Origin of the sequence: Hyphomonas sp. (assembly GCF_041398385.1) — a bacterium.
Taxonomy (GTDB): domain Bacteria; phylum Pseudomonadota; class Alphaproteobacteria; order Caulobacterales; family Hyphomonadaceae; genus Hyphomonas.
The window spans coordinates 551,818-572,955 of sequence record NZ_JAWKUW010000001.1 but is presented as its reverse complement, the minus strand read 5'-3'; the positions used below and the strand labels follow the sequence as shown (position 1 = coordinate 572,955).

At 63.5% G+C, this 21,138-nt stretch carries 26 protein-coding genes; 16 read left to right on the top strand and 10 right to left on the bottom strand.

The genetic code is table 11. The features are described from left to right. The first annotated feature begins 102 nt into the window (after positions 1-102). The 5 genes from R3C13_RS02785 to R3C13_RS02765 are packed head-to-tail and all read left to right on the top strand — an operon-like array spanning position 103 to position 3,462. On the top strand, positions 103-822 hold the full coding sequence (locus R3C13_RS02785) for a hypothetical protein (protein ID WP_371309267.1): 720 nt from the start codon (positions 103-105) through the stop codon (positions 820-822). Next, entirely contained in the window at positions 819-1,445 is a 627-nt protein-coding gene (locus R3C13_RS02780) for a class I SAM-dependent methyltransferase (RefSeq protein WP_371309266.1), read from the top strand. Before R3C13_RS02785 ends, R3C13_RS02780 begins: the two co-directional genes overlap by 4 nt. 5 nt (positions 1,446-1,450) lie before the next feature. After that, on the top strand, positions 1,451-2,269 hold the full coding sequence (locus tag R3C13_RS02775) for a DUF3445 domain-containing protein (protein ID WP_371309265.1): 819 nt from the start codon (positions 1,451-1,453) through the stop codon (positions 2,267-2,269). A gap of 54 nt (positions 2,270-2,323) precedes the next feature. Beyond that, the gene (locus tag R3C13_RS02770) at positions 2,324-3,019 is read left to right on the top strand and encodes a tellurite resistance TerB family protein (protein ID WP_371309264.1); all 696 of its coding nucleotides are present in this window, start codon (positions 2,324-2,326) and stop codon (positions 3,017-3,019) included. A 5-nt stretch (positions 3,020-3,024) separates the two neighbouring features. Then, entirely contained in the window at positions 3,025-3,462 is a 438-nt protein-coding gene (locus R3C13_RS02765; RefSeq protein WP_371309263.1) for an EVE domain-containing protein, read from the top strand. Here the strand turns inward: R3C13_RS02765 and R3C13_RS02760 are convergent. Further along, complete coding sequence (locus tag R3C13_RS02760) at positions 3,459-3,989, bottom strand: D-glycero-alpha-D-manno-heptose-1,7-bisphosphate 7-phosphatase (protein WP_371309262.1); 531 nt, start codon at positions 3,987-3,989, stop codon at positions 3,459-3,461. The two genes, R3C13_RS02765 and R3C13_RS02760, sit on opposite strands and share 4 nt — an antisense overlap. A gap of 109 nt (positions 3,990-4,098) precedes the next feature. Between R3C13_RS02760 and R3C13_RS02755 the strand changes: the two genes are divergently transcribed. After that, positions 4,099-4,398, top strand: coding sequence for a hypothetical protein (locus tag R3C13_RS02755; RefSeq protein WP_371309261.1), 300 nt, complete (start codon positions 4,099-4,101; stop codon positions 4,396-4,398). 3 nt (positions 4,399-4,401) lie between these two features. Here the strand turns inward: R3C13_RS02755 and R3C13_RS02750 are convergent, their stop codons facing one another. Next, on the bottom strand, positions 4,402-5,667 hold the full coding sequence (locus R3C13_RS02750) for a TCR/Tet family MFS transporter (RefSeq protein WP_371309260.1): 1,266 nt from the start codon (positions 5,665-5,667) through the stop codon (positions 4,402-4,404). A 95-nt stretch (positions 5,668-5,762) separates the two neighbouring features. Here R3C13_RS02750 and R3C13_RS02745 point away from each other — a divergent pair, with 95 nt between their 5' ends. Genes R3C13_RS02745 through R3C13_RS02735 form a run of 3 tightly spaced genes read left to right on the top strand, consistent with a single transcriptional unit; the run spans position 5,763 to position 8,713 of the window. Further along, positions 5,763-6,374 (top strand): GNAT family N-acetyltransferase, encoded by a 612-nt coding sequence (locus R3C13_RS02745; protein ID WP_371309259.1) that lies wholly within the window; start codon positions 5,763-5,765, stop codon positions 6,372-6,374. 30 nt (positions 6,375-6,404) lie between these two features. Next, positions 6,405-7,001, top strand: a complete 597-nt coding sequence (locus R3C13_RS02740) for a LemA family protein (protein WP_371309637.1) — start codon at positions 6,405-6,407, stop codon at positions 6,999-7,001. Next, positions 7,001-8,713 (top strand): DUF2207 domain-containing protein, encoded by a 1,713-nt coding sequence (locus R3C13_RS02735; RefSeq protein WP_371309258.1) that lies wholly within the window; start codon positions 7,001-7,003, stop codon positions 8,711-8,713. Before R3C13_RS02740 ends, R3C13_RS02735 begins: the two co-directional genes overlap by 1 nt. A 4-nt stretch (positions 8,714-8,717) precedes the next feature. On the opposite strand, the gene R3C13_RS02730 is transcribed toward R3C13_RS02735, so the two are convergent. The 3 genes from R3C13_RS02730 to R3C13_RS02720 are packed head-to-tail and all read right to left on the bottom strand — an operon-like array spanning position 8,718 to position 11,398. Beyond that, positions 8,718-9,500: a crotonase/enoyl-CoA hydratase family protein gene (locus R3C13_RS02730; protein ID WP_371309257.1), complete on the bottom strand. Its 783-nt coding sequence runs from the start codon at positions 9,498-9,500 to the stop codon at positions 8,718-8,720. Positions 9,501-9,512: 12 nt separating this feature from the next. Next, entirely contained in the window at positions 9,513-10,187 is a 675-nt protein-coding gene (locus R3C13_RS02725) for a DUF4336 domain-containing protein (RefSeq protein WP_371309636.1), read from the bottom strand. 29 nt (positions 10,188-10,216) lie between these two features. Then, the gene (locus R3C13_RS02720; RefSeq protein WP_371309256.1) at positions 10,217-11,398 is read right to left on the bottom strand and encodes a VWA domain-containing protein; all 1,182 of its coding nucleotides are present in this window, start codon (positions 11,396-11,398) and stop codon (positions 10,217-10,219) included. Positions 11,399-11,619: 221 nt separating this feature from the next. On the opposite strand from R3C13_RS02720, the gene R3C13_RS02715 reads away from it, so the two are divergent. Together R3C13_RS02715 and R3C13_RS02710 are read left to right on the top strand one after the other, a co-directional pair. Beyond that, positions 11,620-12,264 (top strand): hypothetical protein, encoded by a 645-nt coding sequence (locus R3C13_RS02715; RefSeq protein WP_371309255.1) that lies wholly within the window; start codon positions 11,620-11,622, stop codon positions 12,262-12,264. Positions 12,265-12,327: 63 nt separating this feature from the next. Beyond that, the gene (locus tag R3C13_RS02710; protein WP_371309254.1) at positions 12,328-13,101 is read left to right on the top strand and encodes a DUF2270 domain-containing protein; all 774 of its coding nucleotides are present in this window, start codon (positions 12,328-12,330) and stop codon (positions 13,099-13,101) included. A gap of 16 nt (positions 13,102-13,117) precedes the next feature. Here R3C13_RS02710 and R3C13_RS02705 read toward each other — a convergent pair whose 3' ends face one another. From R3C13_RS02705 to R3C13_RS02695, 3 genes are all read right to left on the bottom strand, one after another. Then, on the bottom strand, positions 13,118-13,855 hold the full coding sequence (locus R3C13_RS02705; RefSeq protein ID WP_371309253.1) for a hypothetical protein: 738 nt from the start codon (positions 13,853-13,855) through the stop codon (positions 13,118-13,120). 82 nt (positions 13,856-13,937) lie between these two features. After that, positions 13,938-14,399 (bottom strand): hypothetical protein, encoded by a 462-nt coding sequence (locus R3C13_RS02700; RefSeq protein ID WP_371309252.1) that lies wholly within the window; start codon positions 14,397-14,399, stop codon positions 13,938-13,940. Positions 14,400-14,420: 21 nt separating this feature from the next. Next, entirely contained in the window at positions 14,421-15,293 is an 873-nt protein-coding gene (locus R3C13_RS02695) for an AAA family ATPase (protein ID WP_371309251.1), read from the bottom strand. 403 nt (positions 15,294-15,696) lie between these two features. Here R3C13_RS02695 and flbT point away from each other — a divergent pair, with 403 nt between their 5' ends. From flbT to R3C13_RS02680, 3 genes are read left to right on the top strand one after another with little or no spacing between them, the layout of a single operon-like run. After that, on the top strand, positions 15,697-16,083 hold the full coding sequence (gene flbT / locus R3C13_RS02690) for a flagellar biosynthesis repressor FlbT (RefSeq protein WP_371309250.1): 387 nt from the start codon (positions 15,697-15,699) through the stop codon (positions 16,081-16,083). After that, complete coding sequence (locus R3C13_RS02685) at positions 16,080-16,394, top strand: hypothetical protein (protein WP_371309249.1); 315 nt, start codon at positions 16,080-16,082, stop codon at positions 16,392-16,394. Before flbT ends, R3C13_RS02685 begins: the two co-directional genes overlap by 4 nt. Positions 16,395-16,404: 10 nt before the next feature. Then, positions 16,405-17,052, top strand: a complete 648-nt coding sequence (locus tag R3C13_RS02680) for a MarC family protein (protein WP_371309248.1) — start codon at positions 16,405-16,407, stop codon at positions 17,050-17,052. Positions 17,053-17,065: 13 nt separating this feature from the next. Here R3C13_RS02680 and R3C13_RS02675 read toward each other — a convergent pair whose 3' ends face one another. Continuing rightward, the gene (locus tag R3C13_RS02675; RefSeq protein WP_371309247.1) at positions 17,066-18,355 is read right to left on the bottom strand and encodes a hypothetical protein; all 1,290 of its coding nucleotides are present in this window, start codon (positions 18,353-18,355) and stop codon (positions 17,066-17,068) included. Positions 18,356-18,615: 260 nt separating this feature from the next. On the opposite strand from R3C13_RS02675, the gene dksA reads away from it, so the two are divergent. Further along, positions 18,616-19,032: an RNA polymerase-binding protein DksA gene (dksA, locus tag R3C13_RS02670; RefSeq protein WP_371309246.1), complete on the top strand. Its 417-nt coding sequence runs from the start codon at positions 18,616-18,618 to the stop codon at positions 19,030-19,032. A gap of 332 nt (positions 19,033-19,364) precedes the next feature. Continuing rightward, positions 19,365-20,429 (top strand): FliM/FliN family flagellar motor switch protein, encoded by a 1,065-nt coding sequence (locus tag R3C13_RS02665; RefSeq protein WP_371309245.1) that lies wholly within the window; start codon positions 19,365-19,367, stop codon positions 20,427-20,429. Positions 20,430-20,435: 6 nt separating this feature from the next. Here the strand turns inward: R3C13_RS02665 and R3C13_RS02660 are convergent, their stop codons facing one another. Then, on the bottom strand, positions 20,436-21,056 hold the full coding sequence (locus R3C13_RS02660) for a YceI family protein (RefSeq protein WP_371309244.1): 621 nt from the start codon (positions 21,054-21,056) through the stop codon (positions 20,436-20,438). Positions 21,057-21,138: the final 82 nt, after the last annotated feature.

Here is a 21,138-nt window from a genome sequence, read left to right as displayed (position 1 = left end):
GGGTGACGGAGCGCCAAGCTGCTCCGCACACTCAACAGAGTGGATGCGGGTGGTATAAAAGGGAATAACCGGCCAGCCGGCAAACTGAAGGGGAATGGTGTGATGTCTCTTATCTGGTGGATTCTGCCAGCCATAGCGGCGGTGATTGGCCTGATGTTGCTGTTTGCCGGGTTCGGCAAGCTGGCGAAGCTGAAGCCCGCGAGCGGCGGGATGCGGCTCCTGTTCGGGGTCGGGTTCCTCGGCCTTGCGGGCATTGTCGCCTTTGCGGGCCTCAACCTGCAGACCTACAAGCGCCTGACCAAGGAGCGCTATGCCGCGACGGTCAAGTTCACGGCGGTCGAAGACCAGCCGGATGCCTATTATGTCGACCTCACCCTTTCGGATGGCTCGAAGAAGCTGGAAGAAAGCGGCGCCCAGCCCATCCTGCATGGCAACCAGTTTGAAATCGGCGCGCAGGTCATCAAGTTCAAACCCATGGCCAACATGCTGGGCTATGACTCGATCTACCGCCTCGATTTCATCGAGGGCCGGGAGGCGCGCCGCTATTCCACCGAAGCGGTGAAGCAGGCGACCAGCCATGGCATCGCCCTCGCGGCAAATCCGGGCCTCGACGTTCACGCCATGGCGGCCAAGCAAGGCGGCCGGTTCGGCGTCGATGCCGAATACGGCTCGGCCAGCTACCAGCCGATGGGTGATGGCTATGAGTATGTCGTCAACATCACGCAGGATGCCCTCGTCGCCCGGCCGACCGAAGCAACGCGCCTGAAGATCGAGAAGGCGGCCTATCCCGGTTACGAGACCGGCAAGGAGACCACGCAGTGAGCCTTTGGGAGCGCTATGTCGTTTCCAATCTCGTCGCTTGCGCCTGTGCGACCAAGCCGATCCGCAAGCAGCGGGAAAAAGTCGTTCCGCTGGCTGAAGGACGCGTGCTGGAGCTTGGCTGCGGGGCGGGGGACAATTTCTCCTATTACGACCCGGATAAGGTCGAGCGCCTGTTCGCGCTAGAACCGTCCGAAGCCATGCTGCAAAAGGCGCGTCATGCGGCAGGTGCCCTCGGCTATGGCAACCGGATCGACTTCCTGCAGGCCGGTGCCGAGGCGATGCCGCTGGACGACAAGTCGGTCGATACCGCCGTCATTACGTTTGTGCTCTGCACGATCCCCGACTGGAAAGGCGCGCTGACCGAAGTGCGCCGTGTCCTGAAGCCGGGCGGGAAGGTTCTCTTTTCCGAACATGGCCTGGCCCCCGATGAAGGCGTCGCGAAATGGCAACGCCGGATCGAGCCGGTCTGGAAGACCTTTGCAGGCGGCTGCCACCTGACCCGGGACACCGGCGCCATGTTCCGCGAGTGTGGGTTCGAGCTGAAAGACGCCGAGACCATGTACCTGCCCTCGACGCCGAAGATTGCGGGCTTTGTGTCCTGGGGCGCGGCCGTCCCGGCCTGACCTGCATGCGCCGCCCGCCTCATCTGCCGTTCCTTGAAGGGCCGGCCAGCCTGTCGCCGGGCCTGAAGCCGATTCCCGCCGATCGCCTCATTGCGCCCGACACGGAAGCGGCCGCCTGGTTGCCGGAAAAGCGCCGGATCATGCAGGACCATCGCGACGAGGTCTTTGCCTCGCAATTGCCTCAGGCGGTACTTGAAGAGGCGGCAACCCTTGTCACGTCTCATCTTCCGCCGTCGGAGGAATCCTGGCCGACCCCGCTGGAGCGCGCCGCCGCCCTTGTCTCGGATGATCTCTGCCTGCTGCAGCGGGGAGGGGACGGCCTTTGGCGCCTCGAAGCGGCAAGCCTTGTGGCACCGACCTTCTGGCTGCTGTCCGAAAAGCTCGGTCAGCCGCTCGCCGGCCTGCATGGGCCGGTGCCCGGCGCCAATCCGGAACTTGTCGTCCGCATCGCGCGGATGTTCGACGCGATCCGCCCGGGGCAGGTGCTGGAACGCTTCAACTGGACCGTTCAGGCCGGCGATGCACGCTTCACGCCGAACTCGGCACCGCTGAAGGCACTCGCCGCTGAAGTGCCGGACGACGCCGCGCTCGATGTGCTCCACCTTCGTGTCGAGCGACAGACGATTTCCAAGCTGCCGGACTCGGGCCTTCTCCTCTTCACCATCCGGATCGTCATCGACCCGCTGAAGGCTGCACTCGAGACGTCAGAACTTGTTTCGGCCTTCCGGGAGGCATGGAACAAGACCGATCCGGCGCTCGCCACTTACAAGGGCTGGCCGCACTATGAGCGTCTCGTGAACGCGGCACTCCGGCGCCTTTCCTGAGCAGGCCATCCGCGCTAAAGCTTGCCCCGCGCCGGAAAGAAAAGGACACGAGCCATGGACTTCGCGACAATTTTTGCTGACCTCCAGAAGCAGGCCAAGCAGACCGCCAAGGAACTCGAACTCGAGCAGGCGATGCAGCGCGGCAAGGATCTGTCGAAAGAGGCGCTCGAAAAGCTGAAGACTGACCGCAACACGCAGATTGCCGCGACCGGCGCAGGCGCGCTCCTGCTCGCCGCCATGCTGGGCACGAAAGGCGGCCGGCGCTTCATCGGCGGCGCGGCAAAGACGGGTGCTGTCGCAGGTCTCGGCGCGCTCGCCTACAAGGCCTGGCTCGACCGGCAGGGCAAGCGCGCAACCGGCGACATCGATCCCGGCAAGCTCGGCTTTGTCACCGACAAGAAGATGGACCCGGAATTCGCCGAGGCGCTCGTGCGCACGATGGTCGCTGCGGCCTGGGCCGATGGCGCGCTGAGCGAGCCGGAGAAAACCTCGCTTGCCGAGGCCCTGAAGGAATCCGGCACTGGCAAACGTGACCGCGACCTCCTGACCAATGAGCGGCCGGAAGCCGAAACGCTGAAGAAGATTGCCGCCGCCGCGAAAACGCCGAACCACGCGGCGCAGATCTACGCCGCCGCCTGCCTTGTCACCGGCGACCCCACCCGTGCCGAGCGCGGCTTCCTGGCCCGCCTTGCGCATACGCTCGGGATTGAGGAAGCTCATGCCGAAGCCATCCGCGCCAAGGCGGTCTAGGCGGCATGAAGTATTGGCTGATAAAGTCCGAGCCGGATGCGTGGAGCTGGGACCAGCAGGTTGCCAAGGGCGAAGAAGGCGAGGAGTGGAGCGGCATCCGCAACTACACCGCGCGCAACAATATGCGCGAGATGAAACTCGGCGACCGCCTGTTCTTCTACCACTCCAACCAGGGGCTGGAGGTCGTTGGGATTGTCGAAGTGTGCAAGGAAAGCACGCCCGATTCGACCACGGACGATGAGCGCTGGGATTGCGTCTGGGTGAAGGCGCTGGCGCCGATGCCGAAGCCGGTTTCGTTGAAGGATGTGAAGGCCAATCCGAAGCTGAAAGATATGAGCCTCGTCACCTCCTTCCGTCTCTCGGTTCAGCCGGTGACGGCGTCCGAGTGGAAAGAGGTCTGCCGGATGGGCGGCATCGACCCGAAGACGCTGGAGCCGGTCTAACCCCGGTTGCCGTCCTCGAAACCGGCGAGGGTCCATTCGGCAAAGGTCGCAAGATTGCCGCCGGTAAAGAGGAATCCGGCGATGCCGGCGGCTTTCGCTGCCTCCATGTCGGCTTCCTTGTCACCAATCATCATGCTCTGCTCACGTTTCACCGGGAAGTCGCTCATCGCGCGCAGCAGCATGCCGGGCTTCGGCTTGCGGTCGAAACTGTCCTTCCGGTAGGCGGCGTTTTCGCCTTCCTGATGGAACGGGCAGTAATAGATCCGGTCTATCTGCGCGCCGGCCCTGGCAAGTTCCACCTGCATCCAGTCGTGCAGGGCGTGCATGTCCGCCTCGGTGTAATAGTTCCGGGCAATACCTGACTGGTTGGTGACGACGAAGACATACCAGCCACGTTGGTTGAAGGCAGCGATGGTCTCGGCCACGCCGTCCACCCATTCGAAATCCTCGATCCGGCTGACATAGCCCTTGTCGACGTTGATCACGCCGTCGCGGTCGAGGAACAGGGCAGGGCGGGAGGTTACCATTGCTCCGCTGTTTGCCTGCATCGGTTGCGCATGGCAACCTGTCAGGCATCATGAGGCGCGCGCAGGCGTGGACGCGCCTGACGCGGGCTCAACGTTTGGAGGTTTGGCTGTGGGTGTCCTTGTCTCGATCCTGTCGGACCCGTTTTTCCAGTCCGTCCTGCTCGCCTCTGTGGGCGGGGTCGTGGCCGGTCTCGCGATTGCGCGGCTGAGCGCGGGAAACATGACAGGCGCACTGCTGGGAGGAATGATCGGGGGCCTTGCGGCACATTTCGGTCTTGCCGAGGCTGGGCTCGATGCGGCGGCCCTGACAGGGATGGCGCTGCGCTGTCTGCGCAGCCTGCTGGAAGGTGCGGCGGGCGGTGCGGCCCTCGGATGGGCGGCGGGCTTCCTCATGAAGCCGAAGGGCTAATATCTATCCGGCCGTGGCCGGCAGGACATCGCGGTTCGCCGCGACACCTTTCAGGAATGGCAGCATGGACAGCGCGGTCAGCACGGCCGCGAGCAGGAAGGCTGCGCCGGCGAAATGCACGGCGGCTCCATCCCGGGTGAAGCTGTACAGGACGGTATTCATGGTCAGCGGCCCGATAATCATGGCCATGGCATTGAGGCTGGAGTTCGCGCCCTGAAGTTCGCCCTGTGCATTCGCGGGCGTGACGCTCGACATCAGCGAATTGACCGCCGGCGCAGCCACCCCGCCCAGCGAGCTGAAAGGTATGATCAGATAGGCGATCAGGGGATGGATCGCGAAGGCGAAGGCCATGAGGCTGAGCACGTTCACCATCTGGCCGAAGAGGGCGGTGCGTACTGTGCCGAGCCGTTTCAGGATCGCGCCCATGAGGCCTGCCTGCACGACCGCTGCGCCGATGCCGACGAGGCCCAGCGAGAAGCCGATTTCCCTTGGCGACCAGTCATAACGGATCTCGCCATAGACGTTCCAGGTCGACGGGAAGACCGTGTGTGCCAGCATGAAGATGCCGGCGCCCACCAGGAACCAGCGCACTTTCGGCAGTTTCGAGAAATGTCGCGCAGCGCCCAGCGGATTGGCCCGGCTGAGGTTGAAGGCCCGCCGGTTTTCCGGTGCATGCGATTCCGGCAGAACGAACAGGCCATAGAGAAAGTTGAGCAGCGCGAGGCCGGCGCCCGCAAAGAAAGGCGCGCGCGGATCGACTTCACCGAGGAAGCCGCCGATCACCGGACCGAACACGAAGCCGAAGCCGAAAGCGGCGCCAATCATGCCGAAGGCGCGCCCGCGTTCCTCCGGCGTCGTGACATCGGCGATATAAGCGTTTGCAGTGGAATAGGTGGCGCCTGAAATGCCTGACAGCGCCCGTCCGATGAACAGCAGCCAGATATTGTGGGCAAGGCCCATGACGAGGAAGTCGATCACCAGGGTCGCGACGGAGGCGAGCAGGACCGGACGACGGCCGAACCGGTCCGACAAGGCGCCCATCACCGGGCCGAACAGGAAGTTCATCACGGCATAGGTCGCCGCCAGAGGCCCGAGCCAGAGCGTTGCCTCCTCGGAGGACACATGGGTCAGCTCGCGGATCAGCGCCGGGACCACCGGAATGATCAGGCCGAAGGCCAGCATGTCCAGCGCCACGGTGACGATCACGAAAAAGAAGGCGTTTTTGCCATGGGCCCGGCCGGGCGAGGGGGAAACGGTGGCGTCGTTCATCCGCGCTGGTTTGGACGCGGCCGCGGGTCCGGTCAATCGGCTTTGACGCCGGGTGACGGATTGAGCAGGGCGGACCCTTGCCGCATCCTGCCGGAATGGCAGAGGGCATCCCTGTTACCCGCCGCGCCGTTCCGGCGGCAGAGGCAGACGCGATCCGCGAGGCTGTGCGCCGGGCGGAGCGGATGTCCGAGTCGCGGCTTGCCCGGCCGGAGGATGCTGCGGCCCTGCTCGCGCTGCTTTCCGATCCCGCCGTTCATGCGCCGATTTATTCCCTGCCCCGGCCGCTGACCGAAGACAGCGTGCGCGCCTTCATTGAAGACCATCAGCGCCAGCAGGCGGAAGGAACCGGCCTTCTCTTCGTGAACGATCCGGGCACCGGCGACATTCTCGGCTATTCGGACATCCAGGTCTGGCCGGACTGGGCAGCCGGCGAGATCGGCGGCGCAATCCATCCCTCCCTGCATGGCAAGGGTACGGGAACTTCCGGCGCCGCGCGGACATTCAGCTGGATGTTCGAGATGCTAGGCCTCGACCTGATATGCGAGACGGCGAGCCTCGAGAATGTCATCACGCAGCGCCTGCTGGACGGTCTCGGCTTCCGCCGGATGGGGCAGGTGACCAGCACACGGCCGGATGGCACGACGCGCGATTCGCTGGTCTGGGAGGTCACGGCCGCGGAATGGCAGAGGCTTTGCGAGCGGCCCTGATTTTCCTTAACAGGGGCGCGAATGCCCGATATGCAGGTCATCCTGTCATGGAGGATCTGGCCCGTGCTGCAACTGTTCTTTCTGGGCGGTCTTGCCCTCGTCGCTGTTGGACTGGTCATCACCTATAACGGCCTCGTCCAGAAATCGCAGATGGCGAACAATGGCTGGTCGGACATTGACGTCCAGCTGAAGCGCCGCGCCAATCTGATCCCGCAGCTCGTCAGCACCATTCAGGGCTACGCCGCCCATGAGAAGGGCCTGTTCACCGAAGTGGCCGAGAAGCGCGCCGCGGCGATGGCGGCCGGTGACGATCCGGCCGGACGCGCGGCGGCCGAGACAGCGCTCTCCCGGCCGGTTGCCAGGATGATGGCAGTTGCGGAAGACTATCCCGACATGAAAGCCAGCCAGAACTTTCTCGAATTGCAGCGGGAACTTTCCGACACCGAGGACAAGATCGAAATGGCGCGCCGCTTCTACAATGGCGCGGTGCGCGAATTGAACACGATGGTGGAGAGTTTTCCGGCAAACCTGTTCGCCGGCATGTTCGGCTTCCGGACGCGCACCTTTTTCGAGATAGAGATGCCCGACCGGGCCCTGCCGAAAGTGGACCTTGGGGGTGCGGGCTGATGGTCCGGTCGCTGCTGCTCGTCCTCGCCGCGTGCCTGTTTGCGCTGGCCGGCGCGGCGGAAGAGACAATCAAACGGTTCGATGTCGCCATCGAGGTGCAGGCAGACGGTGACATTCTCGTCACCGAAACCATCGACGTCACCTCCGAAGGCTACCAGATCCGCCGCGGCATCTTTCGCGAATTTCCCCGCTTCTATGCCGACGACGCGCGGGAAGGGGACAAGCTGCCCTATCAGTACGACATCCGCCGCATCCGCCGCGACGGCCACAAGGAACCCTACAGTACCGAGGTCGACGGCAATGCCTTCCGGATCCGGATCGGCGATGCCGATGTGTTCATCGAAAACGGCGACCATGTGTACGAGATCCAATACCTGGTGAAAAACCAGATCCGGTATTTCGAGGATCGTGACGAACTCTACTGGAACGTCACCGGCAATTACTGGCTGTTCCCGATCGAGGAAGCGTCTGCCCGCATCACCCTGCCGGATGGTGCGATCATGACCGGACAGAGCGGCTATACAGGCGGCTATGGCGATGAAGGGCATGACTATACTTACCGGCAGGACGGCGCGGTCCATGTATTCGAGGCCAGCCGCCCGCTCGATGTCCAGCAGGGGCTGACGATCTCGCTGGACATGGCGAAGGGGGCAATCGCGCCGCCCTCGCTCGGCGACAAGGGCATGCTCTGGTGGTTCCGCCATGGCGCACTTGCTGCGCTCATCGCCTCCTTCTGCGGTGTCTTCTGGTTCCTCGTTTCAAGCTTCCAGAAAGTAGGGGAAGATCCGCCGAAACCGCCGCTGTTCCCGCGCTATGAGCCGCCCGAAGGCTATTCCCCGGCCGCGGCGCATTATATCTATTATCGAGGCCTGCGCGGGCATCAGGCACTGATCGCCACGCTGATCGGGCTTGGCGTCAAGGGCCTCGTCGAGATCGATGCGTCGGACAAGAAAACCACCACGCTGACGCGCAAGCCGGCTGCGGAAGGAACAACGCTCTTTCTGGAAGAAGCTTCGCTCAATGGCAGCCTTCTGGGCGGGTCCGGCCAGCGCGTACTTGGCAAGAAATACGATGCGGGATTTACGTCGGCCTATGAATCGTTCCGCAGGTCGCTGGCGGGCCGGTATGGCAGTGCGTATTTCCGATGGAATATCGGCTACACGATCGCAGCGGCGCTGATGACGGTTGCGGCGGTGGTGTTTGCCGTGTGGCAGGCTGTGAACTGGACCGGCTGGCACACGCTGGTGGTCCTCGCCTTTGCCGGGCTCAACGGCCTCTTCATGTACCTGATGCCGGCGCCCACGCCGAAGGGGCAGAAAGTGCGAAGCGAGGTCGCAGGTTTCAAGCTCTATCTCGAAACCGCCGAAAAGCTGCAGATGAATTCGGTCAAGGTCGGCAGCGATGCGCCCCCGCCGATGAGCCTTGAGCGCTACGAGAAATTCCTGCCCTATGCTGTCGCGCTCAATGTCGAAAAGCCGTGGACGCAATATTTTGAGCGCCAGCTTCCCGATGTGGCAAAGGCATACTCACCCGCCTGGGGCCAGTTCGGCGACCGTTCGTTCCGCAATATCGGCGGCATGAATGACGCCATCATGTCCAGCATGAATACAGGCGTGTCGAGTTCCTTGCCACAAAGCTCCGGCTCGTCCGGCAGCGGCGGTGGCGGCTTTTCCGGTGGCGGCGGTGGCGGCGGTGGTGGCGGCGGCTGGTAAGCCGTCAGTCGAAATGCCCGTTGCGTCCTTTGCCGCCGGCAAACTTCGAGGCGCCGCCGGTTGCACTGCCGGTCCGGATCGTATCTCGGCCGAGCTGGCTTTCGACATGCAGGGCCTCTGCCTCGCTGAGGCTCCATTGCTTCAGGGCTGACATCCGGTCGTTGCGCATGCAGACCTGAGGGAAGCCGGCAATCTGACCGGCGAGTTCGATGGCGCGGGGCAGGGCGGTTTCGTCCGGGGTCGCATAATTCGCAAGCCCCATCTGCAGCGCCTCGGCGGCGTCGACTTCCCGGCCGGTGAGGATCATGTCCATCGCCCGCGACTGGCCGATGAGGCGGGGCAGGCGCACGGTCCCTCCATCGATCAGCGGCACGCCGAAGCGCCGGCAGAACACGCCGAACTTCGCCGAAGGCGAAACGACGCGCAGGTCGCACCAGATCGCCAGTTCCAGCCCGCCCGCCACGGCATAGCCGTCGACGGCGGCAATCACGGGTTTCGACAGTTCGAGCCGGGTTGGCCCCATCGGGCCGTAATCGCCGTCGACGCTGAACCGGTTGGGATGGCCCGTCGATATCGCCTTGAGGTCAGCACCGGCGCAGAAATTCCCGCCCGCCCCGGTCAGGATCGCGACGCTGAGGGCGCCATCGGCATTGAAGCCCTTGAACACTTCATAAAGCGCGTCAGCGGTGTGGGCATTGACGGCATTGCGCGCAGCGGGGCGCTCAATGGTGACGATAAGTAGCTCGTCATGCTGGCCCGCCCGCCGGGTGGAAACGGTCTCTTCCAAACTGCGTCCTCCTCAAGGCCTGAGCAGCCATTTGAATGCCCGGTGAAGATAAGCCTCCCCGCCGGATCTGATCCAGTCGCCATGTGCCATGATCACGCGCTGCGGACGGGTTTCAAGGATCCGCTCAAGAGCCTTTCGCGCCGGCGCCCGGTCCAGCCAGCTGAGGCGGAGTTCGAGCGGAGCATAGCCTTTGCCCACCACAATGCCCCAGACTTTCGCAATCGATCGCTGCCATGGCTTCCAGTGATGGCAGAGGAAGTCGTCGGAAAAATTCTCTGACAGGTCCGCGAAAATCACCGTGCCGGACGGGCGGTGCACGAAGGCGACTTCCTCGAACAGGGGCGAGCCACGGAACAGGGCCTGTTCGAAAACGCCTTGCCACGCCTCGGGCGGCGTGTTTTCCAGTGCTGCCTCGAAGGTCAGGTCGTTCCGCTTGCGGAGGGTCGACTTCGGCCCCCACAGCTTCGCGTCTGGCCAGTCAGCATGCCAGTCAGGCAGGAAGAGGTGGTGGATCTTGTTGGGGCTGACCAGATGCGCCACCGGGCCCAGCGCCTGCACTTCGGCTCTCAGTTCATCGCTGAGTGCGATGGGCGACCAGATCCAGAGCTTTCCATCCGGCAGGCGGACGATGACTGAGCGCGTTGGGTAGGGGAAACCGTAGAAGTCGACGACGCCGCCTTCGGCGATCCAGATATCTGTGTCGACCGGCTCCAGGGTCAGCGGCTCAGCTCCTTCATGGCTTCGTCGAGCCCGCCAAGGGTCAGCTCGAACATGCGGTGTCCGCCGATCAGTTCACGGATGAGCTTGATCGAACCGGTGAATTCCCACGCGCCTTCCTTGACCGGGTTCAGCCAGACGAGGTGCGGATAGCGCTGCACGAAGCGCTGGATCCAGATGCCGCCGGCTTCCTCGTTCCAGTGCTCGACCGATCCGCCGGCATAGGTGATCTCATAGGGGCTCATCGTGGCGTCGCCGACGATGATGACCTTGTAGTCGGACGGATACTTGTTCAGCACGTCCCAGGTCGGGATTCGATTGTTCATGCGCCGGCGGTTGTCCTTCCACAGGCCTTCATAGGGGCAGTTGTGGAAGTAATAGTATTCGAGGTTCTTGATCTCGGACTTCGCGGCCGAGAACAGCTCCTCCATGATCCGCACATAAGGGTCCATCGAGCCGCCGACGTCCAGCAGCAGAAGCACGGAGACCGTGTTGCGCTTTTCCGGGCGCATCTCGATATCGAGATAGCCCTTGCGTGCCGTATTGCGGATGGTCTGGTCGAGGTCCAGTTCGTCCGGCGCGCCCTTGCGGGCCCATTTGCGCAGCCGCTTCATGGCGACCTTGATGTTCCGTGTGCCGAGTTCGACATTGTCGTCGTAATTCTTGAACTCGCGCTTGTCCCACACTTTTACGGCGCGGCGGTGGCGGGATTTTTCCTGTCCGATGCGCACGCCTTCCGGATTGTAGCCATTGGCCCCGAAGGGCGAGGTGCCGCCGGTACCGATCCACTTGTTGCCGCCTTCATGGCGCTTCTTCTGTTCCTCAAGCCGCTGCTTGAGGGTCTCCATGAGCTTCTCGAAGCCGCCCATGGCCTCGATCTGGTCCATCTCTTCCTTGGTCAGGAATTTCTCGGACATTTTGCGCAGCCACTCTTCCGGCAGATCCTGCACATCGACGGCGTCCGCCATCGAATCGAGGCCCTTGAAGACGTGGCTGAAGACCTTGTCGAACTTGTCGATGTTCTTTTCGTCCTTCACCAGCGCGGCGCGGGAAAGGTAGTAGAAGTCCTCGACATCCATATCGATGATCTGTTTGTCCATCGCCTCCATCAGCATCAGGTATTCCTTCAGCGTCACGGGCACCTGCGCCTGGCGCAGCTCGTTGAAGAAATTGAGGAACATGGGGCGAGGCTCCTGAATGGCAGTTTGAAAGTGTAACCCGGTGGGGCGTCGGTGTCCAAGCTGACGCAGCGCGAACCTGCCGCTCATCCTGCGTTCAGGTTCCGCGCCGTATGCGGGTTTGCATGAGGATTTGGGCTGGTCTGGCTTTCCTGGTGTCGTTGCTGGCGGCGCCTCCGGCGTTCGCGGGCGTCGCCTGCGACCGTTCCGGGGAGCCTGCCTGCATGCTTCAGGCGATCTGGGAGGCCGCAGCGAGCTTTCCGGCAGACCGGAGGGACAGGCTGAAGCCCATTTTCCTGGATATGGTTGCGCTGAGTGGGGACGACGCGCTGCTGTCAGACTGGCAGCACCGGCTCGGGAGCGTGGCAGCGCCCCGGCCGGCCTATCCGGATTATTCCGAGGCGCGCGCCAAAGAGGTGATCGCCTCAGCCGGCTGGGACGGGTTTCTCAGCCGGGCCCGCGCGGGCACCGCGCCGTTCAATATGGGCCGGCCGGAAATCATGGCTGCCGGCGCCCGGCTCGCGCCGGACGCTGCGACCCGGAACCGACTGGTCTCCGCCATGTTCGAGCTGGCCGGCGAGGCCGGACCGGCCCGTCCGGGCGGCGATTTCGAGCGGGGCGACTTCGGCCATGTGCTTGCGGAACTGGCCATGGAAAGCTGCGATCTTGCGGCTTTCGACCGGGCCGCGGCCCTGACGGTCGAGCCGGACGGCCTGCGCTATGCCTATTGGCGGGCGCGCATCACGGGCAATTCCGGGGCGCTGGCGGAGCGGATCCGCCGCGAAGGGGCCGGGGACGACACACGCTTCGTGCGCGCGGCGATGGAAGGCTATGGTGCCATCCTGACGCGCGGCTATTGCGGCGAATGATCATCCGATCGTGAAGGTCCGGGCCTAGGCGCCGCCGTCAAACGGCGCAATAGTGGACCCGACATGACAGAACTTGACGAAGAATTCGAAACCAATCTGGCGTCCGACCCGGACGGGGATCCACCCACCTCCATTTGCGGCAGCAAGGAAGTGGGCGCCATCGCGCATCTCTACCGGGCAGAAGTCTATCGCTCGACGGTCTGGCGCCAGCGGCTCGACCAGACCACCAATTGGGCGGTGATTTCCACCGGCATCGGCCTGTCGGCGGCCTTTGCGACGGAGCGTTCGTCACCGTTCCCCATCGTGCTGGTCGGGGCGCTCTGCGTCATGTTCCTGATGCTGGAGGCGCGGCGGTACCGTTTCTTCTATGTCTGGAGGTTCCGGGCGCGGGTGCTGGAGATTGCGTTCTATGTGCCGATGCTGCGCGGGGAGGGGGCCAAGATCCCGCTCGACCGCGGCACCGCCCTTTCGGACGACTACGAGAAGCCGCAATACCGGATCCCGATGATCCGGGCGATCGGACGGCGGCTGCGCCGCAATTATGGCTGGATCTTCGCCATTCAGGGCGCGGCCTATTACGCCAAGATCGCCATGCATCCGACCGATGTGGACAATTTCGCCCATTTCATGCGCCGGGCGCATATCGGGCCGATCCCCGGCTGGCTCGCACTTGCCGCCGGCCTCGCCTTCCATGCCGGCTGGATGTACCTCGCCTGGAAGACCTGGGCAGACGAGCGCACGGACAAGACCAAGATGGCCGACTTCCTGCGCAGCCGCGAGGACGTGAATTTCCGCCCTCCGGTAAAAGGCGTGACGCCCGTCAGCGATGGGGATTAGGCAGACCGGAGAGCCCCTAGGTTTCGCTTTGCGCTGGTGCTGAGCCCTCTCGGCTTGGGCGCAGCAGTCGCTCAATATTTATCGCGGGTTTGCCAGCCATCCACGCTGCCTCCTGCTGCATGGTTTCTGTCATGCGCGATATGACATCAGCGATGTCGCCGTCTCCCGCCTTCCGGGTGATACGGACTTTCAGATGCCATGGGCCAATCTTGTCCGTCGCCACGGCTGCAACTCCGTAGTTTACGCGGAACAGCAGGCACGGAGTTTTACCGACTGTGATCGTTGTATTCTCCTGGCTGTTCCCGTCGAGCATGCCGCCGAGACCGCTCATCAGGTCAATTGCCGTAGTGCAGGCGGAGCTGTCGTCTTCCAGATATTCCGCTTCCGGGAAGCGCTGGACGATGGCATCCCCCGCTTCCTGCGCGGCCGCCGCGGCTGTTGGGACACGGTCCAGCAGGTAGAAGTAGACGGTCAAGTGGCCGCCATCTTGGTCCGATGCGTACTGGCAGCCGACATCCGTCCCATCCGGCTTGAAAAGAGTCGGCTCAGCAAAATCGAAGCCCGCAAGTTCTTCGGGGCATTGCCCCTTGCTTGCCGGATGCCAGATGCCTCCGCTTTCAAGTGGGCTGAAGTCTGAGCCTGCGACGACTTCGGGCCCCGCAATTGCTGCTGCCGGACTGACCGGACCCGTTGATGCGCATGCTGCCAGCGCCAGGCTGCTTGCCGCGGCCAGCCATTTTGATCCCTGCCACATATTCCCCTCCACTTTGGCGGGAACTTACACATGGCTTCTTTGGGCTTGTCGAGGGATTCTGACGTGCGTCTTCGGGGCGCGTTCAGTGCAGCTCCGCGAACGCCTCTGCGGCGGCGTCCTTGCATTCCTGCGGGGCGCTGTTGAACGTGTCGTACTGGAACCGGCTGAACTGGTATTCCCGGTCTTCTTCCATCCCTTTGATCCAGCGATGGTCGGGCGCCAGTTCCTGCATCTTCATGTAGTCGACAACCGCGCATTGCGGATAGGCCCAGACATCGTCGCGCACATAGTTCCCGCGCAGGAAGCCGCGCTCGTAATAGGCCTCGGCGCGCTGGCGGTCTGTAATGTCGTCCCGTGAGATGAGGGCGGTCAGCGCCGCTTCGCGCGCCGGCTGGGTCTTCTCGCTTTGGGCCGCCTTGCTGAGCGCGGTGAACGCCTCATCGCTGAGCGTGACGGGGGCAGGTGCCTCCGGTTCCGGCGCAGACGCGCAGGCGGCAATGCCCGCTGCCAGCAGCAGGGCTGCAAGTGTCGATCTGATCTTCATTCTGTCCCCCAATTGATGAACTTAGCCGCCGGACGGACCCCGGCGTTGCGGGCCGTCCTGCCGGCGGGCGAGGAAGGCGAGGCGTTCGAAGAGGGCGATGTCCTGCTCGTTCTTCAGCAGCGCACCGTGCAGCGGCGGCGTCAGACGGTCCGGATCCTTCTCCTTGAGGGTCTCAAGGTCGATATCCTCGTTCATCAGCAGCTTCAGCCAGTCCAGCAGCTCGCTGGTCGACGGCTTCTTCTTCACGCCCGGCAGTTCGCGCATGGCGTAGAATGTGGTCAACGCGTCGGCGACCAGCTTCTTCTTGATGCCCGGATAGTGAACGTCGATGATGTCCTGCATCGTCTCCTCGTCCGGGAACTTGATGAAGTGGAAGAAGCAGCGGCGCAGGAACGCGTCCGGCAATTCCTTCTCATTGTTCGAGGTGATGATCACGATGGGGCGCTGTTTCGCCTTCACCGTCTCGTCCGTCTCGTAGACATAGAACTCCATCCGGTCGAGCTCCTGCAGGAGGTCGTTCGGGAATTCGATGTCGGCCTTGTCGATCTCGTCGATCAGCAGCACGGGGCGCTTCGCCGCGGTGAAGGCCTCCCACAGCTTGCCTTTCTTGATGTAGTTGCGCACGTCCTTGGCACGCTCCTCACCCATCTGGCCATCGCGCAGGCGCGAGACGGCGTCATATTCGTAGAGGCCCTGGGCAGCTTTCGTGGTCGATTTGATGTGCCACTCGATCAGCTCGCAGCCGAGCGCCTTGGCAACCTCGATGGCCAGCACCGTCTTGCCGGTGCCGGGCTCGCCCTTCACCAGCAGCGGGCGCTCCAGCGCGATGGCGGCGTTGACGGCCACGCGCAGATCGTCTGTTGCAACATAATCTTCGGTGCCTTCGAAACGCATGGGGCTTCCCGTCCTTACTCTGCCGTTTGCCTCACAATAGGGAAGGGCGGAGAAGGGGCAAGCGCTGACGTGGCGGGAAGGCCACCTTGCAGCGCAGCACGGGTTTCGTTTTTCCGCAGATCCGCTCTGTGCTAAACAGGAGGGGCCATGCGCGCCGCCGCGGAGCCTCAAGCTTCAGCTCAGCGCCGCACCGGTCCATCCCCTGTCTGGCCAGGCTGGCAGGGACGCGGGATGGCCCGATGCAGGCCTTATGATCCAAGGGTTCTGTCCGGAACCGGGCGCATGGCACATTATTCCCTGAAAAAGCAGGCTTTCACGCTTCCGGAAAGTTAGCGGGACGGCAATCATGCGTTAACGCCTTGCTGCAATCCTCTGCAAAATTCGCCGCATTGGGTTTACTGCCATGCCCCTGAAACTGTCGTTGAAGCCGGGAGAGACGTTCGTTGTGAACGGCGCTGTCGTGCGCAATGGCGACCGGAGGGGTGTGCTGCTGCTGGAAAACCACGCCCGCATCCTGCGCGAGAAGGACATCCTCCATCCGCAGGACGCAACGACGCCGGCCGCACGGGCTTATTTCTGCGTCATGCAGATGTACCTGCTCGGCGAATCGGATGGGCCCGCTTATGCGCAGGCCGCCGAATCCCTCGCCGCCCTCATGGCCAGTTGCGAAGGCAAGGACGACCGCGACGCCGTGCTCGAAATCTCGGCCGATGTCGCGAGCGCCAATCTTTACCGCGCGCTCAGCCGCTGCCGGCGCCTGCTCGATGCGAGCAGCCTGGATGCTGCATGATGGCGGACGGCTCGGTCATGCGCACCCAACCCACTCCTGAAGCCCGCCCCCTGGCGCTGGACGATGCCATCCGCCTGCTGGAATCCGGCAGCGGGGACGGCGTGACGGTCGATCTTGGCGATGGCAGGCTGGCGCGTGCCGATGGTCCGCGGGGTAATGACGGCCTGCTGCAACGGCTGCGCGGCCACAAGATGATGGTCGCACTGGCTTCGGGCGCTGCGGATCTGTCGCATTTCTCGTCCGGGCCGCGCTCGCTGGTGATTGCACCTGCAGTGCAGGAAATCCTCGACGTCACCACGCACAGAGGATAGAGCGCCGCGCATGAGCGCAGACCTCCTTTCCCTCTTTACGGCCAGCTTCGTCACCTTCTTCGTGCTGATCGACGCTCTTGGCGTGGCCCCTGTCTTTGCGACCCTGACGGCGCGGGGCAATCCGGCCTATCGCCGGAACATGGCAGTGAAGTCGACCTTCGTGGCGACGATCATCATGTTCTCGTTCGCGTTTGGCGGCGCGTGGCTGATGGACGCCATGCATATTTCCATCGACGCCTTCCGGGCGGCAGGTGGCGCGCTCCTCTTCCTGATCGCACTCGACATGGTGTTCGAAAAGCGTACCGAGCGCCGCGAGCACCGCGCAGAGGAACATATCGGCAGCCACAAGGCTGATCCGGAGCCAGACGATATTTCCGTGTTCCCGATCGGCATTCCGATGATCGCCGGTCCCGGCTCCATTGCGACAGCGATGTTCTATATGTCGGATGCGGACAATTGGGCGGAGAAGGGGGTCATCCTTCTGTCCATCGGCCTCAACCTGCTTCTGACGCTGCTGATCTTCGTCGCCGCTGGCCCGCTGGTGCGGATGCTGGGCGCGAGCGTGGCCGGTGCGATGACCCGGATCTTCGGCGTGATCCTCGCCGCCCTGTCAGTGCAGTTGCTGATTGATGGAATCAAGGGCGCCTTTGCGCTCTGACCTGGCGTCGCACTCAGTTCGGCAAAGGGCCGTGGGCGCGTTTGCGCAGGCGGATGTTCCGCTTCAGCGTCGACCAGGTGACAAACAGCATCGCCATGGCGGACAGCGTCATCCCCATGACCTGAAGCACCATGTGCATGGTCCAGCGGATTCCGGTATCGGCGACCCGCAGCGCCGCATTTCCGGATTGCTTCACCAGCGCGACGGCCCGGTCGCCGCCGGCTTCGGCGACAAGACGGATGCGGCGCAGGTCGGAACTGTCTTCGGCCTGCTGGAGCAGGGTGATCGTGGCGCGCGGGCTGGTCAGGCCGCCGATGCGGTCGATCTGTTCGAGGTCCGATTCCAGTCTTTGCAGGCCGCGCGGATCGATGGCGCCGATATACGCCGCCTTGACCCGTTCCGTGCGCACTTCCGTTGTGGCAAGGCCGCCAAGCGCCGTGGTGAGCGCGGGGCGCAGGACATTGTCGGGCAGGGCGGCATTGACGCGCGCTGTAAGGTAATCCTTGAAATCATCGGTCATGCGCCGGGAGCGGAGCGCCGATTTCAGGATCGACGCGGCGCGGATATTGGCGTCCGACAGGCCGTCGGTGCTTTCCGCTTCGATGAGGCCGATCGCGGTGATCTTCAGCGCAATGGCGTCGACCCGGTCGCCATGCAGCCAGCGTTCGGAATTTTCCGCGAGGTCTTCAAACGTGCCGAGCAGGCGGAAGCGCGTCTCGTCCGACCGGTCCGGCCCGGCGATATCCACTTCCGGTCCGCCGATCCCGGTTTCCGGCGCGTCCGGATTTTCAGTGAGTTCCGCTTCCGGCGTCTCGGGCGCTTCGGATTGCGTATCGAGCACCCGGGCGGAGACCTGCGCCTGCTCGTATTTCAGGCTGATTTCGGTCGGCAGCTTGCGCAGCGCCGCAGCGGCGAGGCGTTCATCGGCGCGATTGAACCGCTCGGCATCTGCCGCGGCCATCAGCTCCCGCACATCCTTCTTGTCCAGCATCTGCGGCGCGGCCAGGAGGAAACCGTGAGCCGCGGCGACGTCCTGTTCGCTCAGCTCGCGGTCGACGAGATCATACCAGAATTGGGCCCGGTCGCCCGAATTGCGCGGGGCGAAGGACGTAAAGGCGTCGTCGATGTTGCGGCGGGTCTGGTCAATCGCTTCGATGCCCGGAGAGTCGGAAAATGCGGCCCCGGAAAAGGCCGACCCGATCACCTGCGCGCCGACAACCGGCAACAGGATCAGGAGGGAATTGAACACGACCGCCTGCATCCAGCCGGACGTCTTGTCGGTTCTTTTACGGCGTCGGGCCATGAACGCTCAAACCGCTGTAATTGCTGTGTGCCGGGCGAGTTTTCATAGAGCGCGCGCAGGCCTCAAAGATCAAGTCCCGGCCTGCAAATTGCACTGCATTGTGCGCTTCGGATGGAGCCGGAGCGATCACAATGACATGATTTTTGCCGGATTTGGCCCCAATTGCCTGAAACTATTGGTGAAATTATCACAGTTCAGACAATTGCGGGGAATCGATTGGGGCTCTATATCCCGGCCAAGTTCACATGAGGTGTCCTGCGATGAGCGTAGATATTGCAGATGACTATCGCCCCTCGGAAGACGAGGAGTTCATGAACGCTAAGCAGCTGGTGTATTTCCGCCGGCTGCTCGAGAACTGGAAAGCCGAAATCCTGAGCGGCGCCAAGCAGACCATCAACAACCTTCAGGACGAGTCCGGTTCGCTGCCGGACATTGTGGACCGCGCCTCCGCGGAAAGCGACAAGGCCCTGGAACTGCGCACCCGCGACCGCCAGCGCAAGCTGATTTCCAAGATCGAAGCCGCCCTGCGCCGCATCGACGACGGCACTTACGGTTATTGCGAAGTGACCGGTGACCCGATCGGCATCCGCCGCCTGGAAGCCCGCCCGACGGCGACGATGAGCCTCGAAGCCCAGGAACGCCACGAGCGCAAGGAACGCACGCTGCGCGACGACTGAGCGCGTCCATACAGCTGGAATTGAAAAGGCGGCGCCCCCGATATGGTGGCGCCGCCGCTTTTTTTCATCATCCCCAACGCCACGGCGCTCCGGTACTCAGGAGGCTTGCTGCGTCAGGGACCACAATGCCAGCAAGGTCCAAACGATGTCTTACGCCTTGGTAATCAGGGTCTTAAGACTGATCCCTCATGTTTAACGTAGGGCGCTGGTTTGTTAGTCTGGCGGCGAATCGCACAGTCCGGACCGTCCGGAGTGCAGGCGCCTCCGGAAAGTCCTAACCGCCCGTTAACCTTCTCCGGCCCAGAAAGGACAGAATACGGATCCGCACGCGCATGAAGCCTGATCTCCCTTTCCCCGCCGAAGACGGGTGGGACATGTCGCCTCGTCGCGAGACGGAGGTCATGATCGACATGCCCACCACCTTCGAGCCCCTGACACCCGACAGGCCCCTGCCGTCGGCACGCGGGCTGTTGAGCGCGGCTGAGATCGAAGCACTGTTGCGACCAGACCTGTCGGACATTCCGGCGGAACCGGAACCTGCCGCGATCGAGGAAAAACGCCTGCCGGACGTTGAGACGAAACCGGCATCGCGGCCTGCTTCAAAACCGTCATCGGATATTCCCGAAGCGGCCCGCCGGATGGCGTCGCGCCTGTCGCTGGCCCTTCGCAAGGGATGCGGCCTCAAGGCGGCGGCCGTTGCCCGCACGGTTCAGACCGGTGATTTCGAGGCCGGGCTGGAAACGGAAATTGCCGGACGCGGCGCCGCCATCGCCTGTTTCGCGACGGGGGAGGGCGAAGTGGACGCCATGCTCGTCCTGTCGCCGCAACTCGCGAACACGCTGATCGAGACTGCCTGTGGCGGCCGCCAGGGCCCCTGGAGCCCGCGCCATCTGACGCCGCTCGACAGCGCGCTTCTGGAAGGCCTTGTCCGCCCGATCGGTGCCGCCATCGGGCCGGGCTTCGGCTTTGCCGGGGTCGAGATCGATGCCGAATTCGCCGCGGCGCTGGCCCGGCCGGGCAGCGCAGAGATTATCGACTTCGATGTGCGTGTGGAGTCCGGCACCTTTGCCGCCCGCCTGATCCTTGCCGGCGACGGACTGTTCGAGGATCCGCCTGAAGCCGGGGCGGCTGCCCTGGCCGCACCTATGCCTGCACCGGCAGCTGCACAAGGCGGCCTGACAGTCGTGATGACGGCACGGGTGGCGAGCCTCGCCGTACCGCTGTCTCGCCTGTCGGACCTGACACCAGGCTCGACGCTGCTCCTCGGTGTTCCTGCGGATCAGCCGGTGGAGCTCCTCTCCGGCGGTCGGGACGGCCCGGTCATCGCCGAAGGCCAGATCGGCCGCAAAGGCAATCGGATGGCCCTGCGCATTACCCGCCGCAAGCCGGGCTTCTGATCCCGGCTACTGCTTCAACAGTTCCGCTTCGATCTCGATGCGGACGTCGTCCGTCACAAGACCTGAAAACGCGTCGAGGCCGAAGGCCGAGCGGCTGATCGTCGTTTCCGCGCTGAATCCCGCCACATCCGTGCCCCGGAGCCGGTCATAGGCGGTCCCGTTCAGGGTGACGTGCAGGGTCACCGGCTGGGCCTTGCCTTTAAGTGTCAGTTCGCCGGCAACATCTGCCGTGTTTTCTCCGGTTGGCGTGACGCTGACCGTGGTGAAGGCTGCCTGCGGATACCGGGCCGCATCGAACCAGCGCGCGCCTTTGAGGTCTTCGGCAAAGCTGTCATTGCCCATGTCGAGCGAGGCAATGTCGATCAGGGCGCTCACCCGCGCCTCGTCCGGCCGGGTTCCGTCGCCGGTCAGCGAGACCTCGAACCGGTCGAACCGGCCGATCAGGTCGGAATAGCCGAGATGGTCGATCCGGAAGATCAGGGCGGCATGGTCAGGATCGAGTTTCCAGTCGCCGGCTTCCAGGGAGACGGCGGTTGTCTGGAGGTCGGGCTTGAACAGAGCGGCTGTCAGGGAGCTGCACGCAGCCAGCGAAAAACAGAGAAAAAGGGCGCCGAAAGCCTGTCTCATGGGGGGGTCCGATATCGCAGATTCTGTAAATTCAGCTGCAAGTCTTAACGCTTTTTTTGCTTTCGTTAACCTTTGCTGCCTT